At 48.0% G+C, this 24408-nt stretch carries 19 protein-coding genes and 1 pseudogene; 4 read left to right on the top strand and 16 right to left on the bottom strand.

Annotated elements, in window-relative coordinates:
- Positions 1–27 precede the first annotated feature (27 nt).
- The 12 genes from EIM92_RS10910 to EIM92_RS10855 all read right to left on the bottom strand — a co-directional run bounded on the left by EIM92_RS10910 (position 28) and on the right by EIM92_RS10855 (position 15519).
- Complete coding sequence (locus EIM92_RS10910; protein ID WP_125081064.1) at positions 28–1386, bottom strand: IS4 family transposase; 1359 nt, start codon at positions 1384–1386, stop codon at positions 28–30.
- A 312-nt stretch (positions 1387–1698) separates the two neighbouring features.
- On the bottom strand, positions 1699–2340 hold the full coding sequence (locus EIM92_RS10905; RefSeq protein ID WP_125082649.1) for a 50S ribosomal protein L25: 642 nt from the start codon (positions 2338–2340) through the stop codon (positions 1699–1701).
- 212 nt (positions 2341–2552) lie between these two features.
- Positions 2553–4268 carry a phosphoenolpyruvate--protein phosphotransferase gene (gene ptsP / locus EIM92_RS10900; protein WP_125082648.1) on the bottom strand — a complete coding sequence of 572 codons (1716 nt, stop codon included), beginning with the start codon at positions 4266–4268 and terminating at the stop codon, positions 2553–2555.
- Entirely contained in the window at positions 4261–4536 is a 276-nt protein-coding gene (locus tag EIM92_RS10895; protein ID WP_110931842.1) for an HPr family phosphocarrier protein, read from the bottom strand. The genes ptsP and EIM92_RS10895 overlap by 8 nt, the downstream gene beginning before the upstream one ends.
- A 105-nt stretch (positions 4537–4641) precedes the next feature.
- Complete coding sequence (ptsG, locus tag EIM92_RS10890) at positions 4642–6708, bottom strand: glucose-specific PTS transporter subunit IIBC (protein WP_125082647.1); 2067 nt, start codon at positions 6706–6708, stop codon at positions 4642–4644.
- Between the two features lie 249 nt (positions 6709–6957).
- Entirely contained in the window at positions 6958–7800 is an 843-nt protein-coding gene (gene glcT / locus EIM92_RS10885; RefSeq protein ID WP_125082646.1) for a glucose PTS transporter transcription antiterminator GlcT, read from the bottom strand.
- 158 nt (positions 7801–7958) lie between these two features.
- A complete protein-coding gene (locus EIM92_RS10880) occupies positions 7959–9560 on the bottom strand; it encodes a flotillin lipid rafts scaffold protein FloT (RefSeq protein WP_246021406.1) in 1602 nt (533 codons plus the stop codon).
- Between the two features lie 15 nt (positions 9561–9575).
- Positions 9576–10118, bottom strand: coding sequence for an NfeD family membrane protein (locus EIM92_RS10875; RefSeq protein WP_125082645.1), 543 nt, complete (start codon positions 10116–10118; stop codon positions 9576–9578).
- Positions 10119–10336: 218 nt separating this feature from the next.
- Positions 10337–11500 carry an iron-containing alcohol dehydrogenase gene (locus tag EIM92_RS10870; RefSeq protein WP_125082644.1) on the bottom strand — a complete coding sequence of 388 codons (1164 nt, stop codon included), beginning with the start codon at positions 11498–11500 and terminating at the stop codon, positions 10337–10339.
- Positions 11501–11757: 257 nt separating this feature from the next.
- Positions 11758–13311: a UDP-glucose--hexose-1-phosphate uridylyltransferase gene (locus tag EIM92_RS10865; protein WP_125085127.1), complete on the bottom strand. Its 1554-nt coding sequence runs from the start codon at positions 13309–13311 to the stop codon at positions 11758–11760.
- Between the two features lie 35 nt (positions 13312–13346).
- On the bottom strand, positions 13347–14339 hold the full coding sequence (gene galE / locus EIM92_RS10860; RefSeq protein WP_125082643.1) for a UDP-glucose 4-epimerase GalE: 993 nt from the start codon (positions 14337–14339) through the stop codon (positions 13347–13349).
- A 1-nt stretch (position 14340) separates the two neighbouring features.
- Entirely contained in the window at positions 14341–15519 is a 1179-nt protein-coding gene (locus EIM92_RS10855; protein ID WP_125085126.1) for a galactokinase, read from the bottom strand.
- Positions 15520–15687: 168 nt separating this feature from the next.
- On the opposite strand from EIM92_RS10855, the gene EIM92_RS10850 reads away from it, so the two are divergent.
- Entirely contained in the window at positions 15688–16536 is an 849-nt protein-coding gene (locus EIM92_RS10850) for an AraC family transcriptional regulator (protein WP_125082642.1), read from the top strand.
- A 67-nt stretch (positions 16537–16603) separates the two neighbouring features.
- Here the strand turns inward: EIM92_RS10850 and mgrA are convergent, their stop codons facing one another.
- The 3 genes from mgrA to EIM92_RS10835 form a co-directional block, all read right to left on the bottom strand.
- A complete protein-coding gene (gene mgrA, locus EIM92_RS10845; protein ID WP_125082641.1) occupies positions 16604–17608 on the bottom strand; it encodes an L-glyceraldehyde 3-phosphate reductase in 1005 nt (334 codons plus the stop codon).
- Positions 17609–17719: 111 nt separating this feature from the next.
- Positions 17720–18469: an NAD-dependent protein deacylase gene (locus tag EIM92_RS10840; protein WP_125085125.1), complete on the bottom strand. Its 750-nt coding sequence runs from the start codon at positions 18467–18469 to the stop codon at positions 17720–17722.
- A gap of 12 nt (positions 18470–18481) precedes the next feature.
- Positions 18482–19255 (bottom strand): HAD family hydrolase, encoded by a 774-nt coding sequence (locus EIM92_RS10835; RefSeq protein WP_425464181.1) that lies wholly within the window; start codon positions 19253–19255, stop codon positions 18482–18484.
- 216 nt (positions 19256–19471) lie between these two features.
- Here EIM92_RS10835 and EIM92_RS10830 point away from each other — a divergent pair, with 216 nt between their 5' ends.
- The 3 genes and pseudogenes from EIM92_RS10830 (at position 19472) to ilvD (ending at position 22800) form a co-directional block, all read left to right on the top strand.
- A complete protein-coding gene (locus EIM92_RS10830; RefSeq protein WP_125082639.1) occupies positions 19472–20527 on the top strand; it encodes an acyltransferase family protein in 1056 nt (351 codons plus the stop codon).
- A gap of 138 nt (positions 20528–20665) precedes the next feature.
- A pseudogene (locus EIM92_RS10825) lies at positions 20666–20926 on the top strand (KGG domain-containing protein); the annotation flags it as partial.
- A gap of 188 nt (positions 20927–21114) precedes the next feature.
- Positions 21115–22800 carry a dihydroxy-acid dehydratase gene (gene ilvD, locus EIM92_RS10820; protein ID WP_125082637.1) on the top strand — a complete coding sequence of 562 codons (1686 nt, stop codon included), beginning with the start codon at positions 21115–21117 and terminating at the stop codon, positions 22798–22800.
- Between the two features lie 93 nt (positions 22801–22893).
- Here ilvD and EIM92_RS10815 read toward each other — a convergent pair whose 3' ends face one another.
- On the bottom strand, positions 22894–24363 hold the full coding sequence (locus EIM92_RS10815) for a polysaccharide deacetylase family protein (RefSeq protein WP_125085124.1): 1470 nt from the start codon (positions 24361–24363) through the stop codon (positions 22894–22896).
- Positions 24364–24408 lie beyond the last annotated feature (45 nt).

Genomic DNA, 24408 nt, shown 5'->3' with positions numbered 1-24408 from the left:
TAATCACATTATACAGTAGTAACTAACTCAACTTTCGCAGCTTGAAATCGGCAAATAAGCCTTGATGTAACTGGGCAAGCCAGCGATCCATTGCTGTAGTTGTGTTTGAATGAGTGTTGTGATCTTCTTACTGGCTTTCTTGGAGATATCTTCGATTAATTCAATCAGTTGTTTTAAGGCTACAGCCCAATCTAGCTGACCTACTTCATCACATAGCAAATAAAACAAGCCACCAAGCGTACGGTTGTCGGTACTTTGTCGGTGTTGCCACGCTAGCAAAATATACCGTGAAAAAACAATCGTGGTATGGCTGATAAGGAGATCATATGAGCGTCCTTGAAACTCTTTTTGTAGGCGCAGTAAGGATTTGGCACACTTAAAGAAGACTTCGATATCCCAGCGAATGCCGTATATCTGAATCATTTTTTCTTCCGAAATCGTTAGGTCGGTGCATAGAATGGCAAGCCATTCTTTCTTTTTTGAGCGGTGACGCACGAAAACCATCATGACTGGAATCCCTGGAGACAACTCGGTACGGATAGAGCGTAAGATTCCCTTGTTTTTTCCTTGAACAGGGATGGCTTCATAATAAAGTTCTTGCAAAGATAATCGGCGTTCGTCAACAAGATAACGCTTCTTATCCGCTTTGACCATGCCGATCACATCTAGGCCTCGATCAACGATGGCTTGGATTAATGGAGCATGTGTGAACCAACTATCCATTAGCACGTATGAAGCCTGCACACCAGCGGAAAGCGCACGATCAATCATCGATGGAATAATTTCAGGAGCAGGAAGCAAAGCTTCGACCCGACGCTTGTAGCCAGACGTTCTCTTGTCGATCCCTTGCATGATCCCATTTATTTGCGATTTCATCGAAGCTAGCAAGGAGAAGTCAACGGGAATAAACGTATGACCATCCGACCAGCCTAGCGTAAGCATCCGAAATCCTTTATAAAAGGAACCCGTTGCATGATCTTTAAATCGAGAAAGCAGTTCAACCTTCTTGCTACGATTGCGCTCAAACATGGAGTCGTCAACAACAAATGCAGACATGCGATCTTCACCTGTCAGTGGGCGAATTTTATCGATAGTGGAGGAACTAAGCAATGACAGAAATTTGCGCCATGCATAGCCGCTGTGATTCAGGAATCGATAGATCGCATCCTTCCCAGGAAACGTATCACCTTTCTCGCTTTCCAACAGGCGGAACCAGTTTTTGTGGTGAAACAAAAGGACAAAGACAAGCTGGAATAAAAACGAACAGGTATAACCAAATCTCTTTTTAAATCCAGCTGTTCTTAAATGTTGCAATACTTTCAGCTCTTTAAAAGCGGGTTTAATTTCATTTGGAAGTTGATTTTGTAATATGCTTTGCTCTATCATGTAGAGGACACCTCTTCTGTATGGTAGTGATTGATTCGACACTCTCACTTTACCAAATGAAGCGGTGTTTTTCTATTATTGCAACATCCATATTCTAATCAGGGTTTATCTAATCACATCAAGCAAGTAAGCCGATTTTCGCTCTGCGAAAGTTGAGTAACTAAGCTAGTTACAAAGGAATGTTTTATAATATCTATTAATGGAATTATAATACATTTAATGAATATATTATACTAGCAATATCTACTCATGCCTATAGCACAAAAAAAGACGATCCACTAGACCGTCTTCCTTTCACCATTTCCAGCTAACTTATTCCTTGCCTCCCACTCCTTCATCCCCTTCCGGCTCCGCAGCAGAGTCAGCGTCCGTGTCGTTCTCTGCTCCTGCCATTCGTGGCAGTACGACGGAAGCCAGCAGTTCATCTTCTCCGCCGACTAATGTTATCCCTTCGGACAGTTTGATGTCGCCTGCAACCAGTTTGTCGCCGGATCCCAACGACGTCACATCCACTTCCAACCCATTCGGAAGCAAGTCGGGCAAACCTTCTATTTCCACCTCCGTTGTTTGCACCTGCAATATTCCGCCAATCTTGGCCCCCTCCGGCGTCCCATTATAAATAAGCGGCACTTTTACGCGAACCGGTTTGTTCTTTGAAACCTTCTGGAAATCAACATGAATGACTTTTCCACTCCGGTGGTGCAGCTCTTTTATCAAAACCGGAATACCCTGGCCACCGTCAATCCGCAAGTCAAAAAACTCGCTACGTCCCGTACGAGCCACTTTGACAAGTTGCTTCTCCTCTACGTAAACGGACTGGGCTTCCGTTCCTCCTCCATACACACTTGCGGGGATATGCCCCGATTTTCTCAATTGATTTAGTGAAGAGCGGGTAAACTCAGTTCTTTTTGCCACATCTAAGTACTGGGTCTGTTGATTCGTACTCTTGGTCATAAAGTAACACCCTCCTCAATGTAATGCATAACTTTAGCCACATTGTTATTTTACCCAAATTTGTATAAATCCTAACGTCCCTCCGCGAAAGATGCGATACCATCACAAACGTTTGACCATTGAACAAAAAAAACCGGCGCAAAATGCGCCGGCTGTAATGAAACCCAAAAATGTTGGAAAAGTTAAAAGTTTACTTAATACTTGATTAACAATTATGACTGATTAATACCTTTAACAAGCTCTACAACTTCCTCAGCCGTGCCAAGCTGAAGTGCCTTTGCTGCCAGTTCCTGCATCTCGCTCTTGGAAAGCTTGGCGATTTGCGAACGGGCTGGCAGGATTGATGTAGCGCTCATACTGAACTCATCCAGCCCAAGTCCAAGCAGCAGCGGAATTGCTGTAGCGTCCCCTGCCATCTCGCCACACATTCCCGCCCAACGTCCTTCTTTGTGAGCGGCGTCGATAACCATTTTTACTAAGCGCAAAATAGCTGGGTTATAAGGCTGGTACAAATATGAAACGCGCTCGTTCATCCGGTCGGCAGCCATCGTATACTGAATGAGATCGTTCGTGCCGATACTAAAGAAGTCGACTTCTTTAGCGAATTGATCAGCCAATACGGCTGTAGCAGGAATTTCCACCATGATGCCAATTTGAATATCTTCCGATACGGCTACACCCTCAGATACGAGCTTAGCCTTCTCTTCCAACAGCAAGGATTTCGCTTGGCGGAACTCATCCAGGGTAGCAATCATAGGGAACATAATCCGCAAATTCCCGTACGTGCTAGCCCGCAGCAAGGCGCGAAGCTGTGTGCGGAAGATATCCGTCTGCTCCAGACAGAGACGAACGGCTCGGAAGCCAAGGAAAGGGTTCATTTCCTTTGGCAAATCCAGATAAGGCAGCTCTTTATCGCCGCCGATATCAAGCGTTCTTACAACTACGGGCTTGCCTTCCATTTTTTCAAGCACCGTCTTATAAGCGTTGAACTGCACTTCTTCAGAAGGAAGCTCCGTCCGCCCCATATAAAGGAACTCGGTGCGGTATAGACCTACGCCCTCACCGCCATTTTCAAGAACGCCCGCAACATCGTTCGGTGTTCCGATATTGGCAGCTAATTCCACGTGTACCCCGTCACGGGATACTGTCGGAACCTCACGCAGCTTCTTCCATTCTTCGATTTGTTGCAAATAAGCGTCGCGTTTGGCTGTATATTGCTCCACTACTTCGGCAGACGGGTTTACGATCACTGTACCGTCAAGCCCGTCTACAATAAGCAGGTCGCCATTGCTTACTTTACTTAGTACGTCTTTCGTTCCGACAACAGCCGGAATTTCCAAGGAACGAGCCATAATCGCAGAGTGAGAAGTACGGCCGCCGATGTTTGTCGTAAAGCCCTTAACGTATTTGCGGTTAAGCTGCGCCGTATCCGAAGGCGTCAGGTCTTCCGCTACCACGATAACCTCCTCGCTAATCTCTGCAGGATTCACATAGTTCAATCCAAGCAAGTGGGTCAGCACGCGCTTCGTTACGTCTTTCATATCAGCAGCCCGTTCACGAAGATAGTCGCTCTTCATATTTTCGAACATGGAGATAAACTGCTGTGCCGTTTCATTCAGCGCATACTCCGCGCTGACTTTCTCCGTATTAATTTTATCTCGTACCGGCGTAAGCAGCTCAGGATCATTCAGAATAAGCAGGTGCGATTCAAAAATCTCCGCCTTCTTCTCCCCCAGCTCTTGCTGCGTACGCGCCTTAATTGCTTCAAGCTCCTGCTGCGATTTCGATAAAGCTTCTTCCAGGCGAGTAATCTCAGCCGCAGTATCTTCGATCCCCCGGTGCTTTACCGTATAGTCAGGATGCTCCAGCTTGAATACCGGAGCAATCGCTACACCTGCCGATGCAGCAATCCCTTGAATATTAAGCATTCACTTCGCCTAACCCTTCATTGACCATTACATCAGTGAGCGCTTGAAGTGCTTCTGCGGCATTGTCTCCTTCAACAATGATCGTAATAAGATCACCTTGCTCAAGACCCAGGGATAGTACCCCCAGAATCGACTTCAAAGTTACTTTCTTGCCGTTTGCTTCCGCGAAAGCTTCAGCACCGCTAAATTTATTTGCTGTATTAACCAGCGCTGTTGCTGGGCGTGCGTGGATTCCGTCTTCGTCCGTAATTCTGAATACTCTTTCCATGTTAGTACATCTCGCTTTCTGCTTTGAATTTATGTTTATTATAACTCCCTCACCTCAAAAGTGGTCAACTTATTGAGATGAGGGATTCTGTAACCAATGCTGTGCTTACTTAATAGTAATGATGTCCCCTGTTCCGGCTTTCAATGTACCTGATCTGTTCAAGGATACTGTAGAACCTTCCGGAAGATTGGAGAAAATAATCGGCGATATTAGGGATTTCGCATTTTCTTTTACATAGGCGATATCCACTTCCATAATCTGCTGCCCTGCAGTTACTAAGTCGCCTTCTTCCACAAGAACTTTAAATCCTTGTCCTTTCAGCTTCACCGTGTTGACTCCGATATGCACCAGCACTTCCTTGCCCCCATCGGACAAAATTCCGACGGCATGCTTACTAGGGAATACATTGAACACTTTTCCGTTAACCGGAGAACAAATCGTTCCCTCATTAGGAAGTACCGCGAACCCGTCGCCCGTCATTCTTTCGGAAAACACCGGGTCTGGAACTTCCGTGATTTCTAGAAGTTCGCCGCTTGCCGGCATTACGATTTCCTCTGGAATAATGGCATTACCCTCCTGCGCGGCTTGCTGCTCAGCTTCAGCAGATTTTTCCACAGAAGCAGCCGGAGTATTCACTGGGGTCTTCCCATCCATTATATCTCCAATTTGAGTCTTAATCGTATCAGATCTTGTGCCAAAAATGGCTTGAATGTTGTTGCCAACTTCAAGAACTCCTGCAGCACCCAGGTTTTTCAATTGGCTCTTATCCACTTCCGATTTCTCTTTTACCTCAACCCGAAGGCGGGTGATACAAGCATCCAAATGAACAATATTATCCTTCCCGCCAAGCGCAGCAAGTATATTCTGAGGCAGCTCATCCTGCTTCGATTTAGATCCCGCTTCCTGTTCTTCACCACTGACTTCGCTTTCCTCATCCTCGCGACCCGGGGTCTTCAGATTAAATTTGCGAATAACGAAGCGGAAACCGAAGTAGTAAACAACAGCAAGGATCAAGCCAACGATGATGACGTTCCACCATGGCGTACGTCCCGGAATTACCCCGAAAATCAAAAAGTCGATCAGACCACCGGAGAAGGTCATCCCGATTTTAACATCCAGCAGATGCATCGTCATGAAAGACAAACCTGCAAATACACAGTGTACTACGAACAGCAGTGGAGCCACGAACAGGAAAGAAAATTCAAGCGGCTCCGTAATTCCTGTCAAAAAGGAAGTAAGGGCAGCCGAGCCCATAATTCCGGCAACGTATTTCTTATGCTTAGGCTTAGCTTCATGATATATAGCTAGAGCCGCCGCAGGCAATCCGAACATCATGAATGGGAATTTACCCGTCATGAAGGTTCCCGCTGTGAAGCCTACGCCATCGCGAAGCTGCGCCATAAAGATCTTCTGGTCACCGCGTACAATTTGCCCAGCGCTGTTCACATATTCACCAAACTCAAACCAGAACGGTGAATAGAAGATATGATGGAGACCGAAAGGAATAAGTCCCCGTTCGATGATTCCGAAAATGAATGCAGAAATCGTTCGATTCTGCTCAAGCATAAAGTAGGATACGGCATTAAGCCCTCCCTGGATCGGTGGCCAAATGACGACCATCAGCAAGCCAAGCAACAACGATGTTGCCGCGGTCATAATCGGTACAAATCGTTTACCCGCAAAGAAACCAAGGTACGAAGGCAGCTCGATTTTAAAGAATCGCTTGTACATCGAAGCCGCGAGAATACCAACTATTATCCCTCCGAACACTCCTGTGCCTAGTGTTGGAATTCCGAGTACGCTTGCATAAGCAGGGTTCTCGCCAATCATAGCTGGCGTAACTCCGATCACCGTACCCATAGTCACATTCATGACCAAATAACCAATAATCGCAGCAAGACCCGCAACCCCATCGCCGCCCGCAAGACCAACGGCAACACCGACAGCAAACAGCAGTGCCAGATTCGCAAACACGATATCTCCAGCATTCATCATCACGGTTGCAATCGCACTGACCGTAGCATTGTCTAGAGCGGGAACGAGATTCAGAAACTCCTGGCTCACCAGCATGTTCCCGATCCCAAGCAGCAAACCGGCTGCTGGCAGTAACGCAACAGGCAACATCAATGCTTTACCCACACGCTGTAGAACGCCAAAAAAGCGTTTAAACATACCCATCCTCCTGTATAATTTATTTTCACTTTAATGTTTAACAACAGCAAAAAAGCATGAGCTAATAAAAGATACTAAGTGATACAGATCTGCCTACGGTTATAATACCCCGCAAGGTAGAAATGCAATCACAGTACTTTAATCAACTCATGCCTGATCGAATCAGTTACACATTGTGATATGCTATTGTTGTTTATCGATTTTGAGTATAACAAGAAGATTCCATCAGTGTCAAGACTTTTTGTATAATCATTTATGGTGTACCGTTAAGCGATGCAAGTGCATAGTCAAATAACTGATTTCAGCCTGATAGACCGGCTTGTTTAGCCTTTCCTCCATCACTTTCGTCAATCTCCCGGCTAACTGATATAGCGCCGGATACTCCTGACTTAGCAGCGCTTCCAATTTCTCGACGACGGCAACATTTTCACCACGACGCACCCGTTCAATGGCAAATCTTAAATGAGTCAGCAAACGAGAATAATCCAAAGAATGGCGAAGTATCCTTAGCTTCAACTCTTCCTCCACCATATGCACTAAATCCGCAATCAATTGTGTATGTTCTCGCACTTCACGGACATGCCGATTCGTCATTGCGCTATTGATGTGAAGCGCGACAAAGCCAATTTCATCCTGGCTTAGGTCTATGCCTAGCTTATGATGGATCAGTTCAATGGCGTACTCAGCCAATTCGTACTCCATAGGATATATTTCCCTTGTCTCAAACAGAAAGGGATTATGGATTGCAATATCCTGCTCCGCCCGTTTAATCGCAAACGAAATGTGATCGGTTAATGCAATGTGAATATGTTCATTCAGTTCCTTGCCGGTCTTCTGAGAGATATACATAATGATCTCCCCGATAACTTCGATCAGACGCTCATCAATTTGAGGAACAAGTTGTTTATACTGCTCCTGCTCTTGCTGGTTCGTCAGAATAAACATCTTCTCCACCGCATCCAGAGGAATAGTATCGCCTTGCTTGCGGTTAAATCCAATACCTTTGCCAATGACAACGACCTCCCCATGCCCGGGGTGATTCGCTATGATCACATTATTGTTCAACGCTTTGGCTATATGCAGCCTGCTCACATTTGCACCTCACTTGCTTACAAATTCCTTGCTTATGAATAATAAATTTTATCATAGTATGGCGCACTATAAAAGCGTCTCGCCTTTCGGCGGGACGCTTTACAGCGTAACTTATGCACAAGTTACAGCTATTGCTCTTAATTGTCAAGTGATTCGCATTAAGATTTCTGTTCCGAAGAAGCAGCGCTTTCTTGAATGACAGGCGGCTTGACCGTTGCCCCTGATAACGGAGCTGCCGTGCCGGCAGACGCTGTCTGAGCTGACCCAGAGGTGGAAGCAGCTGGTGCCTGTGCAGGGGCTGCCGCTGGCAGGGCTTTGCCCTGCGTCAAACCTTTAATCAAACGATCTAGCTCTATGCCGGAAACGCTCTTTAGCATTTCTGGTGCGGTAGCCATAAGCTCGGTAACATAGTTGCTTACCCGCGCTGCGCCCTCCCCTTTTCCGGTATCGACGACGGTTAACTTGTCGATGGACGAAATAGGACCAGCAATTTTTTCTGCAAGCTCAGGAAGCATTTTCACGACGATATCAAGAATCGCAGCCTCACCAAACTTCTGGAACGCCTCAGCCAGCTTTTCCTTCGCTTCGGCTTCCGCCAGCCCCCGCAGTCTGATAATTTCCGCATCTGCCGTACCTTTAGCCCGCTCGGCATCGGCAATCGCTAACCCTTCAAGACGCTTCTGTTCCGCAGAAGCTCTTGCCTGCGTCTCGATAGAATACTGCAGCGCGTCAGCTTCCCGCATTTTACGAGCTTTTTCCGCCTCTGCCGCTTGCTCTACGGCGTAACGATCCGCATCGGCTTTCTTCTTTACCTCGGCATCATATTGTTTCTGGCGTACGATAATTTCTTTATCCTGCAGGTCGATCTCGCGTTCTTTACGAACGAGCTCTACCTTCATCTGCTCTTCAACCATCGTCTGTTTTGCACGTGCTTCCTGGATATGATAAGCCTGGTCCGCTTCAGCCTTCGCCGTATCCTGCTCCTTCTTAAAAGAAGCCACCTTCAATTCCTTCTCCTTGGAAGCCTCAGCAATATTTGTATCGCGAAGCAGTTCCGCTTTTTGACCGGACTCCTCTGCAAGTGCCTTTTGAATCCGCGAATCTCTAAGCGCCTCGGCTTCAGCAATTTCGGCATCCCGTTTAACAGCAGCGATGCGCGGCTTACCGAGAGCCTCCAAATAGCCGTGTTTGTCCCGTACATCTTTAATCGTGAAGGAAACGATCTGCAGACCCATTTTCTTCAAATCCCGAGCAGCGACACCTTGAACCTCCTGTGCGAACTTATCCCGGTTACGGTAGACTTCCTCCACCGTCATCGATCCAAGAATCGAGCGCAGGTGGCCTTCCAATACTTCCTGGGCTTCTCCCTTTAACGATTCAATTGGCTTGCCCATGAACTGCTCTGCCGCTGTGGCTACATCCTCGACAGAGCTGCCAACCTTGATGATTGCAACTCCATCCGCAGATACTGGAACACCTTGCTCGGTATATACCTCTGGAGTCATGACATCCAACTTATGGGATAATAATGACATGAACTCTGCTTTTTGAAAAATAGGCCAAATGAACGCCCCGCCACCGCGAACGATTTTAATTTTACGGCCTGTTTCATCATCTGAAATATTTTTACTACCTAAGAAAGAACCCGTAACGATCATTGCCTCATCCGGGCTTACCGTCTTATACCGGGCCCAGAAGGCCAGGCCAAGCACAAGAATTACGCCAATAATAATAATCGGAATTAATAAAAAATCAGGAATACCTTCAAACAACAATCACACCATCTCCTTTTCTTGATCATTCTCATAAAGCCTAGATACCTGCACGACGCCTTCTTTCGAATCAATAATGACGACAAGCGTACCCACCGGAATTTCTGTGTTGTCCCAACTAGATGCAATATGTAGCGTATTTCCTGCCACGAAATTAACCATAATCTCCCCGAAGCCCGACGCCGGAATCGGTATGGTCACTTCACCCAGCTTGCCTGGAAGTTCGGTTGCAGAGAAGCCTGTCGAATTCTCGCTATTCTCCATCGGTTTTACGTAGGCAAAATAAATAACAACCGACATAAACAGAGCGATCAGAATCGATATTAAGATGACAGCTGCAGAACCAAGAGCGGTATATCGAACTAGTAATACGCCAGCTCCTCCAAACGTTGTGACTGCGGACGCCATAATAATGGGTTTCAGAAAATCAAGCGCTAAAATGTCGAATATACCGTCCAGCCAACTGCCAACAATATCTCCTATAATGACGCTTAGAAGCGCGAATACGGCTCCACCGAGCAAGCAGCTCCAGAACATGGCCTCCATTCGCCGCCCCTCCTTCCTGGATGTATATATTTAGTAATACGTTGCAGGATGTGGTTTCGTTTCGCTCTTTTGCAAGTAATTGAAAAAGCAAGTACGCTAAAGCTCAAAAAACCGAGTAAGAGGACCTCTCATTCCTCCTACTCGGCTTGGATATAAAATCTGACATTGCTGCACCTAGTCCAGGTTAATCCGCGACTTTAGGCCTATGGCATCGTAAATTACAACGAACGTTGGTAAATAGCGAGAACGTCCTCTTTTTCCAGCTTCGCAAAATTGCCAAACGCCCCGAACCGCATCGCCTTATCTGCCATAACCTCGAGCTTGCTCCCATCGATATCGTAATCCGCAAGCCGGCTCGGCGCCCCTATCGAGCTCCAGAACGAACGCAAAGCCGCAATTCCTTCCTCAGCAACCTGCTGATCGCTCTTGCCGCTTGGATCTACATCGAATACCTTCACCGCCAAACGCTTGAAACGGGCTACGTCATGGTGCAGGTTGTGGCTCATCCAGCTTGGGAATAAAATCGCGAGTCCACCTCCGTGCGGAATATCATAAACAGCGGAAACGGCATGCTCAATGTTATGAGTCGCCCAATCGCCCTTTAGACCCATATTCAGCACCCCGTTCAGAGCCATTGTACCGCATAGCAAAATGGTCTCCCGATGATCAAAGCTCTCTAGATCCTCAACCAGCTTAGGCGCCGTCTCTATAACGGTACGCAGCAGGCCCTCGCAAAATTCATCCTGCAAAAGCGTATTGGTTTCCTTATGAAAATAGTGCTCAAACACATGCGACATAATGTCCACAATGCCATATACCGTCTGATCTTTTGGTAGAGTATACGTGTTCTCTGGATCAAGAATCGAAAAGACCGGATACACGAGTGGACTTCCCCAGCCCAGCTTCTCTTCAGTCGCTTCGTTGGTGATCACCGAGTTGCCGTTCATTTCCGAACCGGTAGCTGCCATCGTCAGCACTGTTCCAAGTGGAAGCGCAGCCTGGGGAACAGCCTTACGCTCGGCAAAATCCCACATGTCTCCATCATACTTAGCACCTGCAGCAATCGCTTTAGCACAATCCAAAACACTGCCCCCGCCTACGGCAAGGATTAGCTCAACGCCCTTTGTTTTGCATAAATCCACACCATGATGAACCGTAGACAAGCGAGGATTAGGCTCTACACCCGGCAGCTCCGTGATCTCCACTCCGATTTCCTTAAGCTGATCTATAACCTGATCATAGAGACCATTGCGCTTAATACTACCCCCTCCATATACCAGCAATACTTTACTTCCGTATTTCGGTATCTCCGTCTTCAAAGCCGTTAATTGACCTTTGCCAAAAATAAGCCTAGTTGGATTATGAAATTGAAAAGAGTTCATGCAACATGCCTCCCTGAATAATTTGTCTCTTAACCTTGGTATCCTTAATTCTTAATTATGTACTGCACTATAAATTATACTCTTCTCACTATAAGGAAACAATCGGCTTACTTTCAGTGAGCTAAACAAAGCAGGCCTTGTACCATTCTCTCATAAAAAAACTACCCCCGTTCATCAAACGGAAGGTAGTCTTCGCATTAGCTAATTTCTTAGATCAGCCGCCAAAATCTCTGAAAATTCGGAGCAATAATTTCGCGTTACTCGCGATAGCCCGCGGAGACAACAAATTTACGGAAGGCCTCCCGGCCCACAGGTGTTGTCTTAAACACACCGGCATGCTCCAGTATGGTGGAGAATTTCAACCCGACCTCATTGCGAAGCAGCGCTTCGGCTTCTTCCAGGCCAAGATCCTGTCCATGTTCGGCGACAAGCTCACGAATCCATGCAGCATGGACGGCAAGCGCGCTCTCCGGATTCACCAAGACCTCTTCATACGATGCTTTATTCCCGCTAAGGATCTCTGCAATACGGGCAAGCTCTTCCTTCAGCCGTCCAGGAAGAATCGCTAACCCCATCACTTCGATCAAACCGATATTTTCCTTCTTAATATGGTGCATCTCGCGATGCGGATGAAATATCCCTTCCGGATATAGCTCATTCGTCCTATTATTGCGCAGGACGATGTCCATTTCATAGCTGCCATCCACCCCGCGGCGCACGATCGGTGTTACCGTATTATGCGGAACCGTTTGTCCGTTCTCTTCCGTGAACGCCAAAACATCGGCTTCCGGATCACTGTATATTTTCCACTTCTCATATAAATCATCGGCTGCATCAAGCAGCACGTCCGGTTGATGACTGTTCAGGCGTAGTACGGTCATCGGCCAGTTCACGATAGAAACCGTCACATCCTTGAACGATGCATGCCGGAATGTCGCTTCCACAGGGGCCTTCTCCAACGGGAAGGTATGTCTGCCCCCCTGGAAATGGTCATGAGTCAGGATCGACCCGCCCACGATCGGTAAGTCCGCATTGGAGCCGATAAAATAATGCGGGAACTCCGTCGTGAAATCCAACAGACGTTTAAAGGTATCCCGGGTCAGCTTCATCGGCACATGATCTTGATGGAAAACGATGCAATGCTCGTTGTAGTAAACATAAGGCGAGTATTGAAACAACCACGGCTCATCGTTCAGTTCGAGCGGAATGACCCGCAGGTTCTGCCTGGCCGGATGGTTGACTCGCCCAGCATAACCCACGTTCTCCCGGCATAACTGACATTTCGGATATACCGGTGGAGGCAGGAGCTTCGCCATCGCAATCTCCTTGGGACTCTTCTCCGGCTTCGATAAATTGATCGTGATCTCCATTTCACCATACGGCGTCGCTTGATTCCAGTAAATGTTATTCGCAACCCGATCCATGCGAATATAGTTACTGTCTACAGCAAGCTTGTAGAAATCCTGAGTCGCCGCTTCAATTCCCTTCTTGCTAGCGGTCTGATTGAAAGCCGCTATCGTCTCGGATGGACGGGACATCAATTGGCCCATAATTCTCGCATCAAGCAAGTCGCGATACGTATCCGAATTATCCGGGATAAGACCAATGGCAAAGCCGTAGTCGATCAAAACATCCAACGGCTCGCGAAGTCCAACTCCGGAAGGAATCTCCAAATCCAATGTCCATGGTTCATCCAGCGCAAACAGCTCCAGCAGACGATTGCGCGTGTAATCCATGTCCCATTCCTCAAATAATCGGTGCTCACGTCCGTAGCGCAGCAGCCGCTCTATAGCCTGCTGCGCCTCTTGCATAGTTATCTCTTTAGCTGCCACTTTCAATCCCCTCCCTACTTGAAATCGTCATAGCCGCCCGGATTTGCACTGTGCCAGGCCCAGGCGCTGCGGATAATATGCTCCAAGCTGCTCCGGCTAGGCTGCCATTTCAGGATCTTTCTCGCTTTATCCGAAGAGGCAATCAGCACCCCAGGGTCTCCTGCACGTCTTGGGCTTATTACCACCGGAAAATCACGTCCGGTTACTTCACGCACCTGCTCAATCACTTCCTTGACAGAGAAGCCTTGTCCATTGCCCAGATTGAAAATGTTGCTTTCACCGCCGGCAATCAGATGCTCTACAGCTAGCAAATGCGCATCCGCCAGGTCGCTGACATGAATATAGTCGCGGATGCATGTGCCATCCGGCGTATTGTAATCGTCGCCGAAAACAGAAATCGATGGTCGCTGTCCAAGTGCAGTTTGTAAGATCAACGGAATGAGATGGCTCTCCGGTCTATGATCTTCCCCGATCCGTCCGCTCTCATGAGCGCCTGCAGCGTTGAAGTAGCGCAGAGATACGTATTTGATGCCGAGCACCTTATCGAACCAATCGATCATCCGCTCCATCATAAGCTTTGTCTCTCCGTATACGTTCGTCGGTTGAGTCAAGTCGGTTTCCTCGATCGGTACCTTTTCAGGCTCTCCATAAGTAGCAGCGGTAGAAGAGAATACGATTCTCCGTACGTTTGCAGCATCCATCGCTTCAAGCAGACAAAGCGTGCCGTACACGTTATTGTCATAGTATTTCACAGGCTTCTGCATGCTCTCTCCAACCAGTGAGTTGGCCGCGAAATGAATGACCGCTTCGATCTCATTCTCAGCAAACAGCTTAGCCAGCAGCGCCTTATCCCGCAAATCCCCTTCATACAGCTTGCCGCCCAGCAGCGCCTCGCGATGTCCTGACTGCAAATTATCAAGGACAACAACTTCTTTCCCCCGATCCAATAACTCCGCTACCGTATGCGATCCGATATATCCTGCTCCTCCAGTAACCAAAATGGCCATCTCATTTCTCCTCCTTCATTTGATGTACTCCATGCCCTACTCCGCAAACATAAAACTCTGCCTCTAACCCCGTACGACGTTGATATGCCTCGCCTACCTGCTTCACGAATGCTTCAACCGAGTCTTCATGCACAAGAGAAACTGTACATCCGCCGAATCCGGCTCCAGTCATTCTCGAGCCGAGAGTTCCCTCGATCAGGCGTGCTTCCTCCACCATCACATCCAGCTCCGTGCAGCTAACCTCATACAGATCTCTCAAAGAATCGTGCGATGCATTCATCAACTCGCCGAAATGCTGCAAATCATTGTTCTTTAAAGCCTCTACCGACTCGAGCACTCTGGCGTTCTCAAGCACAACATGCTTTGCTCGACGCAGTAAAACCTCTTTGGTAAAAATCGTCTCCAACTGCGCCAAACGTTCTGGCTTTAGATGAGCCAAGTATTCGAGACCTGGCTCGTGATCCTGCAGTAAGCGGAGCGCTTCATCGCACTGCGAGCGACGCTCGTTGTATTTAGAATCAACCAGCCCTCTGCGCTTGTTCGTATTTCCGATCACCAGCTTATACGCTCCCGTGTGAAACGGAACCAACTCGTATTCAAGTGTGTCGCACATCAGCAATATCGCATGATCCTTGGCACCGTTGGCTACTGCGAATTGATCCATAATGCCGCTATTTACACCTACGTAGTGATTCTCGGCACGCTGAGACAGGCGGGAAATTTCCACCTTATCCGTCTCTTTGCCCTCCAATTTTAACAACGCATATGCCGTTACAACTTCAATGGATGCGGAGGACGATAGTCCGGCGCCATTCGGAATCTCTCCGTGAAAGAACAGATCATAGCCACATGTCAGCGTCGTCCCCAGCTTACCTAGCTCTGAAATAACCCCGATCGGATAATCCACCCATTCACCTGTCTTGGATTGCCCTAATTCAGAAATTTCGTACTCTGCATTATACGGAAAATTAGCTGATGCAAAAGTGACTTTTCTGTCGGAGCGACGTCGAACCGCCAGCGTTGTACCGAATTCCAACGCCGCTGGCAAAACATAACCACCGTTATAATCAATATGCTCACCGATCAGATTCACCCGACCCGGCGCATTAAATACAACTATACTCTCTTCACTGCTCCCAAAGCGAGATAAGAACAATTGCTCCATTTCCTGTTTTTTCAACATGTACACCCCATCTTCATGGAATATTCGTTTCTTGCTTTCAGTATAAAGATTCCGCGGCCTTTTGATAATGTATGTATGCGAGGTTTATATGGATAAATATGACCTTACCAAGTAGAATATAAAATATAACTTAGTATTTTCTATGCAATGAAGGAGGCTCAATCAATGCTACAAGAAACATACAGCGCCGCAGCCAACCCCGAAGTATTTGATGAGAGCGACCTGCACATTTTGTTCGCTGGTGAGAGTCAGACGAGACCGGATCATCGCGTAGGCCCGAAAGTATATGACTATTATTTACTCCACTTTGTCGAAGAGGGGACAGGAAGCTTTCAAACGGAATACTCCATCTATGAGCTGCAGCCTGGCGACGGATTTCTTATCCATCCCAACCAATTGGTAAGCTATGCATCTGATATAAAGACGCCCTGGCGTTATCGCTGGATTGCTTTTACCGGGGAAAAGGTTCCTGCGCTGCTCGGGCGAGCCGGATTAACGCCGCAGCATCCCGTCATTCATGTTCAGGCGGATAGCCGCATTCCAAAATTGATTCTATCCGTGCTGCAGGAGTTCCGCAGCAAGAAGCCAAGCTCACATTTACACTCCCTTGGCTGCTTGCATTTGATTATGGCTGAGGCGGAAGACGCTCATCTCAAGGAATCTACGCTGCCTTCCGGAGAGTCCCCCGTCCAAAAAATTGTAAAACAAATGATTTACTACATTTCAAGCCAATATGCACACCATGTATCAATAGAAGAAATGTGCGCGAGCCTTGGATATAATCGCGCTTATTTATCACGTATTTTCAAGAAGGAGACCGGGCTTACCCCTGTCACATACTTACTTAAGCTTAGGATCGATAAATCCCGCCAATTGCTGCGTGAACGACCCGAGTTGTCCATCGAGCAAATTGCCTCATCTGTCGGACTAAACGATGCGCTTTATTTTTCCCGGCAATTCCGCAGATTTCATGGGCAGTCGCCCAGCGAGTACCGAAGAAGCGCCTCCGGGTAAATAGCCAAAGCCCGTTCCCAATACAATATAGGGGAAACGGGCTTTTTTTCTATGGACACGCACATTTCTAATGATCACCGTGGTTATGAAGGATCGTTTCGATCCGGTTCAATTCCTCATCGGTGAAATCAAGCTTATTTAGCGCTTGTACGTTCTCTTCAATTTGATTAACCCGGCTAGCACCGATCAGTGCGGATGTGACCTTCCCCCCGCGAAGCACCCAAGCGAGCGCAAACTGAGCCAAGCTCTGTCCGCGGGCAGCCGCCATCTGATTTAGAGCACGAACCTTACGAAGCGTCTCCGGCGTAATTTGCGTCTCCTGCAGCGCACCTGTCGGACTCTTTGCACGGGAATCATCCGGTATGCCGTTCAAATATTTATTCGTAAGCAGACCCTGAGCGAGCGGACAGAAGGCAATGCTCCCTACACCGTTCTCCTCGAGAACGTCCTGCAGGCCATTCTCGATCCAGCGATCCAGCAGCGAATAATTCGGCTGGTGAATGAGCAGCGGCGTGCCAAGCTGCTTGAGAATAGATATCGCTTCCTTCGTCTGCTCTGCCGAGTAGCTGGATATGCCTACATACAATGCCTTGCCAGAGCGAACGATGTGATCTAGCGCCATCATCGTCTCCTCTAGCGGCGTATCCGGATCAAAGCGGTGAGAGTAGAATATATCGACATAATCGAGTCCCATCCGTTTCAAACTTTGATCCAGGCTAGAAATTAAGTATTTACGAGATCCCCACTCGCCGTATGGACCAGGCCACATATAGTAGCCAGCTTTGGAGGAAATCACCAGCTCATCGCGGTAAGGAGCCAAATCTTTTTTTAACACGGTTCCGAACATTTCCTCGGCCGAGCCTGGAGGCGGACCGTAGTTATTGGCTAAATCAAAGTGGGTAATCCCCAAATCGAATGCTCTGCGAATCATTTCACGGCCATTCTCAAACGTATCTACACCACCGAAGTTATGCCATAATCCAAGCGATATGGCCGGAAGCTTAAGGCCTGAACGACCCACACGATTATATATCATCGACTCGTACCGGTCTTCACTAGCAACGTACGCCATTTAGTTCCCTACCTTCCTGCTGTAAAATTGTCTTTCGAAAAATATCATATCTCGTTCAATCTCCTTTGGCAAGAAAGAAGAAACCGTTTTCGTTTTTAGCGAGAGAGCCGTCTAGGCTCTGGCTTTTAATAATGATTCCACCTGACCAAGCACCGAGCCGATCGGTTCGGTAATGAGCAAATCGGCACGGCTATCATAGGCCGTGGAAGATGCATTCAGCAGCACGGTTCGTTGTCCCTGAAAGTACGTAATCAGGTGCGCGGCCGGCTGCACGGTCAGCGAAGTGCCCCCGATCAATAGTAAATCGGCTTCGCTAATTGCTTCTACCGTATTTTCAATCACTTTATTGTCTAAATTTTCGCCGTACAGTACGACATCGGGTTTAACCGTACCGCCGCAAGCCTCGCATTTAGGCACGGAATCGGCTGAACTCATAATATCCTCCAAGCTGTGGAACCTGCCGCAGCCCATGCAATAATTCCGGTGGATGGAACCGTGCAGCTCCAGCACCCTGCGGCTTCCTGCTTTCTGGTGGAGGCCATCGATATTTTGAGTGATTACCGAATCAAGCTGGCCTTCCCCCTCCAGCCAGGCCAGGAAACGATGCGCCGGATTCGGCTCCGCATGGAGGTGAATCATTTTCGATTTATAGAAATCGTAGAACACTTCTGGGTGACGATCAAAAAAAGGCCGACTTAATATTTCCTCCGGCGAGTAAGGCGATGACTTCTCCTGCTGATAAACCCCGGCAGCCGAGCGAAAATCCGGAATCCCGCTCTCTGTGGAAATCCCCGCTCCGCCAAAGAAAACGATCCTTCGTCCCTCGCTCACCCAAGATGCCAATTTTTCGATATTACTCATCTTCATTGCTTTTCATGCCTCCTCTAGCACTTGCATTTCAAAAAAACTGTGAACAATGACGTCAGCGTCCAGCAAATAAGTCTCTCCTCCGCCTTCCGGGGCAAGTCCAACCGTCATTTGTACGCCTGCTTGTTTGCCCATTTGCATATCCCCATTGCTGTCGCCAATGACGATAGCAAGCTCCGGCGGGATGCCCAGCTCCTCACAAGCCAGTAGGGCCATTTCGGGGAAGGGCTTGCCGAAATTCACCTGGTCCCTCCCGATAATCGCCGCGAAATAGTGCTCGATCCCCATCCAGCTCAAATGCTCCCTCGCTGCCTCCGTTGTATCCGAGGTGACGACAGCCAGACGGATATTCCGCTCGCGGCAAGCATTCAGAAAGACTTCGAGTCCTGGCAACGGCCTTGCGTTTTTATGCTTTTTCAATTCGATCATCGCCGACGAGCTGAGTTGCCTTATCTGGATCAGCGCTTCGTTCCAGGGAACTCCCGCCGCATATAGCTGCCAGGCAAGCAGCGCAGTTACCTCTTCCTCGCTCCCCATCGCCAGCGGCCCAGCTTTATCGTAATCCGTCACCCGCTGCCGATCATCCAACCTTAGTCCGAGCAGGTCTGCTTTGCTATCGATTCGGCGAGCACCCATCATCTCCAAATGACCGTCCAACAGATCCAGCAACCTCATCGCCCACTCGCCCCAAAGAGCCATAAAGTCCAAGAGGGTTCCGTCCTTATCAAACAATATCGCCTCGCAAGACGCCCTGCGTTCCCCTGCTTGCACAATCGCCATGGTCATCCCCGCCCATCTTCATGTTCTTGTATCGCTGTCATCATCATTGTAACCCTAAACGACTATGATTCAATACTTTGCCACATAGGATCAGACTGAGAGCGTTTTCCTTCGTGATAAAAATCACATGTGCAATCTCTAATAAAGAGTACCTTTAATACAGAGATCAAATGTTTAAAATTTTGAATGATTTTTAAGCTCGGGGAGGCCATCAGCATGACAATAAATGTTCAAGCCAATCCGCATGGGGAGACATTTTTTCTCAACCTGCGTTTTTTACTGATCATATGTGTCTTTGTAGGCAATGCCATCGAGCCATTGATTAAAGATATGGCTATGATGCATAACATTTATGTTTGGATTTTTACTTTTCATATGCCGCTATTCGTATTCGTCACCGGGTACTTCGCCAAAGCCAATTTGCTCGGCCGGTCGGGACACAGGCTGCTGCTGCAAATCGGACTCCAATATGTCATCTTTCAAAGTCTCTACTCCTTACTAGATGTTACCATATTTCAGGTCCAGAATATCCAACACTCTTTCTTTATTCCCTATCTATTGCTTTGGTTCTTAGCCAGCCATCTATGTTGGCGTGTAATACTCATTGCGATGAACAATTGGACCCCTCTTCAGCAATTGGCATTATCCTTGGCTTTAGGCGTGTTCGTCGGTTATCTGCAGGTAGATGGAGCCTGGCTCAGTCTGTCACGTACGTTCGTTTATCTGCCTTTCTTTATTGCTGGTTATCATTTTTCGTTTGCTTATCTGGAGAAAATCTTCACCCCGAAAGCTCGTTTGTTCACTCTTGCTTTACAAATCGCTTTGCTCGGAGCAATCGCCATTTGGGGCAGCCGCATCGATGCCGGTTGGCTATATGGCAGCATGACTTACGGCCAGCTCGGTTATCATGAATGGCATGCAGGATTAGTTCGATTAGCCTTATACGGCCTTCAACTACTCGCCGGGATCGCTTTCCTGTCTTTTGTGCCGATGCGGGAAAGCAAGCTCACAGATCTAGGACGGCGTACGTTATACGTTTTTCTGCTTCACGGATTTATTATCCGGATTGCCGCCGCCTCACCTTTATATAATTATATAACGAATACGACAACCTCGATCATGCTTATGATCGGCGCAGTCCTCCTGACTCTTCTACTCAGCCATTCCTTCATTCGAAAATGGACGTCGCCTGTCATTGAGCCATCTGTACAATGGCTGCTTAATTTGGAGCGTCGTGCGTTCCGTTCCTTCGGCACAACCAACAAACACTAAAGGCAAAGCTTTAATGATCGATATTTCCAATTTTAGAGCCATTTGGCTCTTCTTTTGTTTCCTGGTGTTTCAAACAAACTGGCTGTGGTAAATAACTCATACGCAAAACAAAACTATACGCAGAAGGAGTTGATTGTAATGGCACGCGGAAACGGCAAAATGAGCCGTCAAGAAGCCGGGCGCTTGGGAGGACAGGCCACCTCCAAAAACCATGGCAAAGAGTTCTATCAGGAAATCGGACAAAAAGGCGGGGAGGCTACTTCCAGAAGCCACAGCAAGGAATTCTATCAGGAGATCGGGCAAAAAGGCGGAGAAGCCACCTCCGAGAAGTACGATAAGGAGTTCTATCGGAAAATAGGGCGCATGGGCGGGGAAGCCCGCAACAACAATAACAATCAATAGGATGAAAGTCCGTCCATTCATAGGAAGAGTTCCAGTTTTAACTGGAGCTCTTTTTTAGTAGAAACCTTCTTCCAATCCTTCTCAACCGCTAGAAAAAGCGGATTACATATGATAGACTTTAGAGAAACCTTTAGCGGTGTAAAGTTCCAAATTAAAATATACATTTTATGGGGGGATAGGCAACCATGACTGCCAAGAAAATGCGTTCAGATATGATTAAAAAAGGCTTCGACCGCGCGCCTCACCGCAGCTTGCTGCGAGCTGCTGGCGTTAAAGACGAGGATTTTGGTAAACCGTTTATCGCCGTCTGCAACTCCTACATTGATATCGTTCCTGGCCACGTGCATTTGCAGGAATTCGGTAAAATCGTTAAGGAAGCAATCCGCGAAGCTGGCGGCGTACCTTTTGAATTCAACACCATCGGCGTTGATGACGGAATAGCGATGGGGCACATCGGGATGCGTTACTCCCTGCCTAGCCGGGAAATCATTGCCGACTCCCTGGAAACGGTCGTTTCCGCTCACTGGTTCGACGGTATGGTCTGTATCCCGAACTGCGACAAAATTACGCCAGGGATGATGATGGGCGCGCTTCGCGTGAACATCCCTACCGTATTCGTCAGCGGTGGACCGATGAAAGCCGGCGTAGACAGCAAAGGACGCAAACTGTCCTTGACTTCTGTCTTCGAAGGCGTAGGCGCTTATCAAGCGGGCAAGATCGACGATGCCGACCTGCTTGAGCTTGAACAATACGGCTGTCCGACCTGCGGGTCCTGCTCAGGTATGTTCACGGCCAACTCCATGAACTGTCTCGCCGAAGCGCTGGGACTGGCCATGCCGGGTAACGGAACCATTCTTGCGGTCGACGAGGCGCGCAAGGAGTTCGTTAAGCAATCTGCCCGACAACTGATGGAGCTGATCAAGCTAGATCTCAAGCCGCGCGACATTGTAACGAAAGAATCGATCGACAACGCCTTTGCCCTCGACATGGCTATGGGCGGTTCAACCAATACTGTGCTACACACCCTAGCCTTAGCCCAGGAAGCAGGCATCGATTATCCGCTGGAGCGCATCAACGAGGTTGCCAACCGTGTGCCTCATATTTCGAAGCTGGCCCCGGCATCAGATTATTTCATTGAAGACGTTCACCGCGCTGGTGGCGTAAGTGCCGTCATTAATGAACTGCTGAAGAAGCCTGGAGCGATCTATGGCGATCAAATGACCGTTACAGGCAAGACGCTTGCCGAGAACGTGGCTGGCTGCGAGGTACATGACCGCGAAGTGATCCGCTCGATCGACAATCCGCATTCTGAGAAAGGCGGTCTCGCCATCCTGTACGGCAATCTGGCCCCTGAGGGCTCTGTCATTAAAGTTGGCGCGGTTGATGCTTCGGTAGGCGGGTATCATAAGGGGCCTGCCATCTGCTTCGACTCGCAGGAGCAAGCGCTCGAGGGTATTGCGAATGGCAAGGTTAAGGAAGGCAATGTCGTCGTCATCCGCTACGAAGGGCCTAAGGGCGGACCGGGCATGCCGGAAATGCTCGCTCCAACCTCACAAATCGCTGGAATGGGGCTGGGTGCCAAAGTCGGTCTGATCACCGATGGCAGATTCTCTGGAGCTTCCCGCGGCATCAGTATCGGCCATATCTCTCCAGAAGCTGCCGAAGGCGGACCAATTGCCTTCGTAGAAGATGGAGACATCATCGAGCTGGATCTGAATAATCGCAAAATCGAGCTTCACGTTTCCGATGAGGAGATGGCCAGCCGCCGCGCGAACTGGAAAGGCTTCGAGCCGAAGGTAAAAACAGGTTATCTTGCTCGTTACTCCAAGCTCGTTACGAATGCAAGCAACGGTGGAGTTATGAAAATTTAAGTAAATTCATTACATTATCAATGTAATTTACGAAATAATGCATAAAGGAGGGGCAGTTCCACGAATACAGTGGAACTGCCCCTTTGATTTAGACTAGCACGGCTGAGTTGCACTTAACGTAGCTTCATCCGTAGCTTCCTCAGCAGCTTCTTCCTTAACGGCTTCGCTGCTTTCCTTATTGGAATAACGGCGATGCGAGCCATCTTCGGAATATTTGTCAAGCAAGAGCTCTATAGGCATTACGATAAGTTTAGGAATCAGTTCATGAGAGGAACGCTGTTTCAGGCGATCTCCTCCGGACGGATGAATGACACTCATCAGAAACTTCAAGTATAGGCGCGTCGATCTGGCGAAAAAGCTATCGGGCAAATCCGTCACAGTAAATCCAAATTGCTCTGGCCCCCGATTAATCATGCTCACTCCATACAAAGCCTTTACGTCAAGCAGCTCTGGATGGCTCTGGACATACTGTGCAAGCTCAGGAAGCGTCTTTTCTACGCCGCGAATCATTTGAATGGCTATTTGTACGGAGTTTCTGGATCGCGAACCAATTTCAAATAACCTTTTGTTGTCAAAATGGAGCTCTAATACCCGATCACCGTTAACCAGCTCTATGCCACCATTCATCGTTACTGGCTGTCCGCGATACGGTCGTATGCGAAAATGAAATATCGGGTCTTCCTGATTCGTTGTTCTTAACTGGAAGAGCATATGAAATATTTTCTCCCACAATAACCAAAGAGACACAAGGAGCTTTTTGCCCCAGAATAATCTTCCCCTGCCCTTAGGGGCTGTTTTATTAGGGGCATTCTTTGACATCGAAGCCAAAGTCTTCTTACTCTTGGCTTCACGTTTTGCTGCCTCGCTCTTGCTGATCATATCGTCAATCCGTATCGTTCCAAGCCCCTTCTTTTCAGCTTCCTGAAGCACTCGCTCCAAAGCAATCAGCATCTGCACAGGCGCTTTTGCATTCGCCCCAAGTGTATTGCCGCAGTCATGAAGCAGAAATACTTCGCCGCTCTTGAGCTTCTTCAGCATACGTTGCGTTAATCGGTCAGCGCCGAGGCGCTGGCGCCAATCCCCAAACATGGATGACCATAGTACAATTTGTGTCTCGCTTCTTCTTGCGAAGTCAAATAAGTTGACAATCCCCCAAGGAGGCCGATAGTAATGCGTATCACTGCCGATAATGTCACAAATGATTTTGTTCGTTCGCTGGATTTGTTTCTTTACAGCGGATGGACCCATTAACCAGTTCGTCTTATGCACATAATTATGAATCCCGATGAGATGCCCTTCCTCATGCATTCGCTTGATTAAGTGTGGATATTTCTCCGCATTGGAGCCGACGACAAAAAACGTAGCTTTTGCTTTATACTTCTTCAATAAATCAAGCAGCTGCGACGTATATACCGGGTCTGGTCCATCATCGAAGGTAAGGGCAAATTCATTCATGCCTACTCCGCGGCGAAATACGCGAAATCCGAACAATCGCGTAATCAAACCGGGTATGAAAGCGTATAGTGTTGAAACATAAAATAACCACAGCAGCAAAGTCTCCATGTCTCTTCCCCACTTTTCTATCTCATTCACTGACTTTGGCGGGCC

The organism is Paenibacillus lentus (assembly GCF_003931855.1).
GTDB lineage: Bacteria > Bacillota > Bacilli > Paenibacillales > Paenibacillaceae > Fontibacillus > Fontibacillus lentus.
The sequence above is the reverse complement of the archived record's forward strand: the minus strand, read 5'-3'. Positions and strand labels throughout refer to the sequence as shown.

What these genes read in the sequence shown, in the direction of transcription:
- ilvD (WP_125082637.1), top strand. Translation starts at nt 21,115, where the DNA reads ATGACTGCCAAGAAAATGCGTTCAGATATGATTAAAAAAGGCTTCGAC.
- galE (WP_125082643.1), bottom strand. Translation starts at nt 14,339, where the DNA reads ATGGCCATTTTGGTTACTGGAGGAGCAGGATATATCGGATCGCATACG.
- EIM92_RS10840 (WP_125085125.1), bottom strand. Translation starts at nt 18,469, where the DNA reads ATGAGTAATATCGAAAAATTGGCATCTTGGGTGAGCGAGGGACGAAGG.
- EIM92_RS10835 (WP_425464181.1), bottom strand. Translation starts at nt 19,255, where the DNA reads ATGGCGATTGTGCAAGCAGGGGAACGCAGGGCGTCTTGCGAGGCGATA.
- EIM92_RS10895 (WP_110931842.1), bottom strand. Translation starts at nt 4,536, where the DNA reads ATGGAAAGAGTATTCAGAATTACGGACGAAGACGGAATCCACGCACGC.
- EIM92_RS10870 (WP_125082644.1), bottom strand. Translation starts at nt 11,500, where the DNA reads ATGAACTCTTTTCAATTTCATAATCCAACTAGGCTTATTTTTGGCAAA.
- EIM92_RS10875 (WP_125082645.1), bottom strand. Translation starts at nt 10,118, where the DNA reads ATGGAGGCCATGTTCTGGAGCTGCTTGCTCGGTGGAGCCGTATTCGCG.
- EIM92_RS10850 (WP_125082642.1), top strand. Translation starts at nt 15,688, where the DNA reads ATGCTACAAGAAACATACAGCGCCGCAGCCAACCCCGAAGTATTTGAT.
- ptsP (WP_125082648.1), bottom strand. Translation starts at nt 4,268, where the DNA reads ATGCTTAATATTCAAGGGATTGCTGCATCGGCAGGTGTAGCGATTGCT.
- EIM92_RS10905 (WP_125082649.1), bottom strand. Translation starts at nt 2,340, where the DNA reads ATGACCAAGAGTACGAATCAACAGACCCAGTACTTAGATGTGGCAAAA.
- ptsG (WP_125082647.1), bottom strand. Translation starts at nt 6,708, where the DNA reads ATGTTTAAACGCTTTTTTGGCGTTCTACAGCGTGTGGGTAAAGCATTG.
- EIM92_RS10865 (WP_125085127.1), bottom strand. Translation starts at nt 13,311, where the DNA reads ATGCAAGAGGCGCAGCAGGCTATAGAGCGGCTGCTGCGCTACGGACGT.
- EIM92_RS10910 (WP_125081064.1), bottom strand. Translation starts at nt 1,386, where the DNA reads ATGATAGAGCAAAGCATATTACAAAATCAACTTCCAAATGAAATTAAA.
- EIM92_RS10815 (WP_125085124.1), bottom strand. Translation starts at nt 24,363, where the DNA reads ATGGAGACTTTGCTGCTGTGGTTATTTTATGTTTCAACACTATACGCT.
- EIM92_RS10830 (WP_125082639.1), top strand. Translation starts at nt 19,472, where the DNA reads ATGACAATAAATGTTCAAGCCAATCCGCATGGGGAGACATTTTTTCTC.
- mgrA (WP_125082641.1), bottom strand. Translation starts at nt 17,608, where the DNA reads ATGGCGTACGTTGCTAGTGAAGACCGGTACGAGTCGATGATATATAAT.